The organism is Rubellimicrobium roseum (genome assembly GCF_006152145.1).
GTDB classification, from domain to species: domain Bacteria; phylum Pseudomonadota; class Alphaproteobacteria; order Rhodobacterales; family Rhodobacteraceae; genus Rubellimicrobium; species Rubellimicrobium roseum.
Window position 1 is genome coordinate 1 of sequence record NZ_VDFV01000094.1, and the last position, 5738, is coordinate 5738.

The window sequence follows — 5738 nt, forward strand, 5'->3', positions numbered from 1 at the left end:
CCACTATCCGGCCCGGGAAGGGTGACAGTTCTACTTTGCCCAGATGAGACAGTTCTACTTTGCGCCTACAGATCGATGTCGCATAACCTAAATTATGTAAAGTATGCCGACCTAATTGGCTTGTAAGGCAAGCAGCTTTCGTGAATCAACCGCTGTGTTTAAAGCGGTTTGTATTTAATCTGGGGCATAGCCAGCGGCTCGGAAGTAGTTCTCGCACTCTGTGGGCGTGAACAGGTCGCAGATTCTGCCTAGGGCTTTGAGGACGCGCTCGAAGCTGCGCACCTCCAGGCGGCGCAGGTGAGCCTTGAGCTTGGAGAAGGCCATCTCGAGCGGGTTGAGATCGGGGCTGTAGGGCGGCAGGAACAGGAACCAGCATGGTCGGCCCACCGGTGGTGCCGCCAACCTCGCCTGGAGGAGGATCACTGTGGATCGTCGGCCGCGTGGGGTCCTGGGCAGGCCCACGCGACCTAACCTGACCGATGGTTTCAGACAGAGCCAGGCTGACGGCCCATCTGCTGAATGGTCGTGACCGCATCTGGGCCGGACGAGGGTGATTGCAGGGCGGCCGCGCGACATGGCGTCCCAACCATGCGCACGGCCGCTCTGTGCCCTCAGTGCCGTGCTTTCCCCAGCTCGGCTCCCAGGGGTGACGTGGTAGGCTCGCCGAAGCCGCCTATACAGGTCGCAACATCGTTCGTGTCAGCAATCTGCAGCGACACACTGGCGCAGGGAGAAGACGAGTGCGGCCGCGCGAGCGCTGGGGCGCCCTCACGCGGCCTGACCATGACCACGTGGCGACGCATGTCATAGCTTGGCGCCGCATTAGGGCCAGGCGGCGGGACTGTGGATGCGCTATCCGGACGCAGGGGCGCGGTGCAGTACACACTTCCCCGCCCACAGCATGGAGGTGGAACCAGACTTGGTTCCACCCGTCTCCAAAAATGGGGGCAGCAGCAACCGCTCCAAAGTCGGAGGCGTGGGGAGGCAGCCAGATAAGGGTGGGCGTCCGACGAAAACTCAGGACGGCGCCGACCGTAGTTTCACGCGGACCAACGTGGCTCGCGATGCGGGCCGCATAAGTACGGGTCACGACATTCGGGCGGGCACCCGCCTGAATGTTTTGGTTTGACCTACATCCCCAAATTTGGGGCCGCCTTCACCATGGCCGCAATCCTCGTGTCAGTGTCACTGAAGAGATCCATGAGTTCTTCGACCATGTTCATGGCTTCCGCTTCCGCATCGCTGTCCGCCATCATCTCGAGCAGGGATCTCGCCTGTAACAGGAACTCGCCCACGGACATTTGAAGGTGCGCCAAGCGGGCACTGGATGAGGACTGGTTGAGCAGGATCTGCTCCAGCTCCTGTTCCACAGCCTGCTGTGCATCCCGGAGCGTAGCCATCATCTCTGCGAAGAGTGCATCCATGTCAGGCGGTGTCCTTTCTCGGCCTCACACCCAAGCCGTCCCGAGCGCGATCTCAAGGCGCTGCTCGATGCTCCGGAAGAAGATCGCCAGCTGCTCCGCCTCGTCATGGAGGTCCTCGTCGCCGCTGCGCACTTCGAGCAGCACGGCCAAGGTGTCGGCCTGGTCGGCAAAGTTGCGGGCCGCGTCCCCGAGCCACATCAACGCAGACAAGTCGACCGTCTTTGCAGCGACCAGTTGGTCAAGGCTACGGTCGATGGCGCTGGCCCCCTTTCGAAGGGTGTTGAGCATCTCGATAGTTGGACCGGCCACCTCAGGCAGTATCCTTCCTCAGCCTCATGCCCGGCCCGCTCATTGCTCGCCGATGACAATAGGCTGGCTGCTTACATCCCTCGCATCGAGCAGCTCGAACTCATAGCGTACGCTCTCCGGATCCGCTCCGTGCGGAAGGGGCGCAACCCTAAGGCTGACCTGTGCCGTTTCGCCGGGCTCGATGCGACCCAGGATGAACTCCACCGGGGGTCTCTCCGCCTCTCCATAGCCTCGCTCGAGCCAGAGGGTGGTTCGACCTTCCTCGACAGCCCTGTAGGCGTACTGGAGGCTGACGATCGCTCGATCCGAATTGTTCGTGACTTGGCAGCTGGCCAGCGACCGGTCGGCCGCGACCTGTGTGACCGTGCAGTCGCTCAGGGTCGCCGCATTTTCTGCGAGCGCCGGCCCTGCCAAGACGACTAATACAAGTAGCGCGTGTCGCATGCGTCTCCGTTCTTGGCCTCAGCGCCGGTGCGAAGGCTCCGGCCCTATTTGTCTCAGGTTGCCCTCAGCAACTCGGTTCGTTCCTTATCCAGATCGGGATGCAGCTCCGTCGAGTGGCTACACATGGTGCAGTGGACCGTCGACGCGCAGTCCGTGCCGACCACAGCCTGACGAAGGGGGTAGTGCACTGTACCCACCCCAGGGCTTAGCTGCGCGACGATGGATCTGAGCAGCGCTGCGCATCGCCCTGCTGCCGATGCATCATCACTACGCGCGACTCTTCGCACGCCCTCTCAAACTGGCGATCATGGTCCTTCAGTTCGTCCCGGCAGTTCTGCGCATCAAGCAGAACGCGATCGGCTTCGACGAGATAAGGTTCTAAAGCCCACATCCACTCCTCATGAAGTCGTCTTTCTAGGGACTCTGTCTCAGCTTGCAGTCTTTTTGCAAGGGCGGCTATGCCGTCCAGTTTCTTGTCAGCTTTCTCGCGTGCACCGGAATGGAAGCCTCCAGTTGCCGCGAAGTGGCTGTGGTAGCCCTCCTTCAATTCTTCGGCCTGTTCCGGGACGGTCGCGAGCAATGCGCGCGCTCTACCTAGATCGAGCAGACCTCTTCGACGACGATTGCGGGTGTCCACAATCAGCGACCAATAAAGGCTGTAGCAGGACAGGACGAGTGCAAAGGCGGAAAAGACTGCTGAAGCTATATCAGTCCAGTTGACTTCGTCGTTCACTTTCTCAGCCTCACCCAAGGTCCGCCCCACCTTCTTAGCATCAGGATTAAGATCAGAAATCCCCGTCGTGAGTCGAAATTGCCGTTCGTGTTTCGTCGGCGTACTGCTTCCGCTGCGCAGTATCGACGACCCCCTCAAAGGTTGGAGCCTGGATATTGATAATCGTGCCGTCGTCCAGCTTGATCAACGGCCCCTCAATCTCGGCTACTGTGTTCGTCGTGCTGATTCCGTGATAGTTCCCCTCGTAAACATCAAGGGTGATGAACTCATACCCTTTGCCGACTTCGAAAATGGCCATGCTCGCCGCTGTTGGTGCCATGCTCCACTAGCCGGCAGAGGCAGCAGCAGCAAGCCATTGCCTCCCGAAGGGCGAATGAGAGGTTCATTCACTCCTGCAGAGATCAGCCGGGACATCGAGACCCGGCGCGAGTTCCCAATAATCAGAGGCAAGGCCGAGCATCGCGACCTGCGCAGGCGCATCGGCGATGGAGGCTGGGCCAACGCACCTAATGATCTCCATTCCATCTTCCAGGAACGCCTGGCCCTCCTCGGACCCCTCCGCCTTCAGCGTAGGCTCCTAATCCAAGAACTGTTATGTCAACCACTCTGACCTAAGTGGGCGATTGTGGGCTTGCTGAGCCTCTGTCCGAAACCACTGTTGAGACCATCCTCCGAGCCGAGGACTTGGACCGATCACACCTTAACGTGCCTTCGGACCGGACCAAGCGAGTCGCCGATGCGGACTTGCAATCTGCAGTGGACAGATCGACCTTTGACGATCATATGTAAGTGTTAAGGCGGGCCCGGATGCGCGGAGTCTGTCGTTGAACGCTGCGGTGCCCAAGACGTCCGCTGCGGCATCCGGGAATTGCGAGCGTGCGCTTAAACGTCTAGCGTGCCGGCTAACTCACAAGGACCTCACAAGGAGTCGAGCAGAACCAGAGCACCCCAGAACGCAAAACCCCCGCGAGGTGGGCACCTCAACGGGGGGGATGCAAGACCAAGGGACGCCAATCCCTCACGGCCACCGATGTTTCAGGTCCGGTTTTAGCATCTCCTCCTATCGAAGCAAGCAAAAAGCGCATCCGTGCGAACGGACGAGTTTTGCCCGGTGCCTCTCGCCCAATCATTTGGACCCGAGGACCATGCTCCGACTTGCCAGCCCCGTTCCGGGCGAGGCGACCCGTCCCGTGCTGCCCAAGGGCACGCAGCGCAGCGATGTGGAACGTCTCCTGCCCGTCATCCGCCGCGCCTTTCGCCTATCGGAAGCCTGTGCGCTGACCCTGCTCGCCTTTATTCAGGCCACCCGCCCCTCCGACTGGACGGATCCCACCCGCGATCCGGTGTGCCATGCCATGCAGACCGCCATGGCGCAGCGCCTCGGCCTCACGCCGCGCGCCGTGCGCTACCACGAGATCACGCTCGAGCGCGCGGGCCTCCTGACCAAGACCACCGCAGCTGACGGCAGCCGTGGCTCGTTTGCCGGCGGTCGCATCGTGCAGGGCCTGAGCCTTGCGCCGCTGGTGGAGCACGTGCCCCAGCTCCTCCGGGCCGCGGCCGAGGAGGAGGCCGGCCGCCTCCACGACCTCGGTTTGCGGCGGCAGTGCTCAGCCGCGCGCCGCGTCCTGAAGGGCGCGCTGCAGCGGCTTTTGGAGCGAGCGCCCACGGCGCCCGAGACCCGCGATCTTCTTGCCTTCTATGGCAAGCTGCCCCGGCGCTACGACGGGCTCGACACTGCGGACCTCGAGAGCCTGCTCGCTAGCCTGGACGAGGCTGTGGAGAAGTGTGTGACCGCCGTCGAAATGCGGCAGGAGTCTTCCGGCGTGCCGGAACCAGGCTTCCGCCTATCCATACAAGTTACAACAAAAGACAACTCTGAATCTTGTGTCGCCTCCGCCGACGTTAAACGGCCAGCCGGCACGCCGGCTGACACTCCTTTGGTCGCGGCGCCACCCGGCGCCGACAAAGGCAGAGAACCACAGGCTCGCGACTTCCAGCGCGGGCACAAGCCCCATTGGCTGGAGACCTTCACCCCGCGACGGCTTTATGCGGCCTGCTCAGAGGACATGCGGATGTACCTCGACGCAGTAAAAGGCCAGCGTGCCTTGCCCAACGAGCTCGACTTGGTCCGAGCCGCCCTCCTCATTCTGCCGGATCTCGGCATCAACCCGAGCGCCTGGGACGAGGCGGCTGAGGCCATGGGCGACCTTGCAGCGGCTTTGGCGGTCATCGTCATCGACGCCCGCCGGTTCGATCCCGTGCGGCCGATCCGCAGCCCTGGCGGGGCGCTCCGTGCCTTTGCGCGACTCGCGATGGCCGGCAAGCTCAACCTGGCCGGCAGTCTGATCGGCCTTGTGGAACGGGCGAGGACCGAGTGACCCAGGGTCCGGGCGAGACGGCCATTCTGTCGCTCGACGGTCGGGCTGCAGGTTGTGCTTGGGCCACGCTTGCAAGGTCCGCCTCGGCGACGGAGGCAGCTATCCGGCTCCGCGCTTCGGGCGCTGAACGGCGCTGGCGAGACGGGCGCGCCGATCCGCACGGCTATCCACCTTGGCCGCCGGCCCAGGGTCAGGCCGACCAAAGCCGCAATGAGAGCCAGGCGACACCGAACGGAATCCTTCCGACGGTCAGCCGGAGCTGCCGCGCGCTCGTATTGTCATCCGGGCGGCCGCCCGGCTAGAGGCGGGTCGGATCAGGCGCAAGTCCTGGACGCCAGCCGGTCCATGATCCCGTTGAGCTTTCATCAGGGGCTTCGTTGCGTCCCCCGTGGATCGGGGCCGGGCTCTAGGCCGGGCCGGCGGGCCGGCCCACCCCGGAGCCAGGCCGCT

6 protein-coding genes and 1 pseudogene are annotated in these 5738 nt (G+C 62.8%); 1 reads left to right on the forward strand and 6 read right to left on the reverse strand.

The features are described from left to right. Positions 1–174: 174 nt before the first annotated feature. The 6 genes and pseudogenes from FHG71_RS23850 to FHG71_RS22550 form a co-directional block, all read right to left on the reverse strand. Positions 175–366, reverse strand: a pseudogene (locus FHG71_RS23850) (transposase); the annotation flags it as partial. Between the two features lie 764 nt (positions 367–1130). Beyond that, positions 1131–1424, reverse strand: a complete 294-nt coding sequence (locus FHG71_RS22530) for a hypothetical protein (protein ID WP_139083999.1) — start codon at positions 1422–1424, stop codon at positions 1131–1133. 24 nt (positions 1425–1448) lie between these two features. Then, positions 1449–1733: a hypothetical protein gene (locus FHG71_RS22535; protein ID WP_139084001.1), complete on the reverse strand. Its 285-nt coding sequence runs from the start codon at positions 1731–1733 to the stop codon at positions 1449–1451. Positions 1734–1772: 39 nt separating this feature from the next. Continuing rightward, positions 1773–2177 (reverse strand): fimbrial biogenesis chaperone, encoded by a 405-nt coding sequence (locus FHG71_RS22540; protein WP_139084003.1) that lies wholly within the window; start codon positions 2175–2177, stop codon positions 1773–1775. Positions 2178–2382: 205 nt separating this feature from the next. After that, the gene (locus FHG71_RS22545; protein WP_139084005.1) at positions 2383–2910 is read right to left on the reverse strand and encodes a hypothetical protein; all 528 of its coding nucleotides are present in this window, start codon (positions 2908–2910) and stop codon (positions 2383–2385) included. A gap of 52 nt (positions 2911–2962) precedes the next feature. Beyond that, on the reverse strand, positions 2963–3208 hold the full coding sequence (locus tag FHG71_RS22550; RefSeq protein WP_139084007.1) for a hypothetical protein: 246 nt from the start codon (positions 3206–3208) through the stop codon (positions 2963–2965). Positions 3209–4100: 892 nt separating this feature from the next. Here FHG71_RS22550 and repC point away from each other — a divergent pair. Beyond that, the gene (gene repC, locus FHG71_RS22555; protein WP_176559599.1) at positions 4101–5288 is read left to right on the forward strand and encodes a replication initiation protein RepC; all 1188 of its coding nucleotides are present in this window, start codon (positions 4101–4103) and stop codon (positions 5286–5288) included. Positions 5289–5738: the final 450 nt, after the last annotated feature.

Bases quoted from the DNA above. Each gene is read 5' to 3' on its own strand.
- FHG71_RS22550 (WP_139084007.1), bottom strand. From the start codon at position 3,208: ATGGCCATTTTCGAAGTCGGCAAAGGGTATGAGTTCATCACCCTTGAT.
- FHG71_RS22530 (WP_139083999.1), bottom strand. From the start codon at position 1,424: ATGGATGCACTCTTCGCAGAGATGATGGCTACGCTCCGGGATGCACAG.
- FHG71_RS22540 (WP_139084003.1), bottom strand. From the start codon at position 2,177: ATGCGACACGCGCTACTTGTATTAGTCGTCTTGGCAGGGCCGGCGCTC.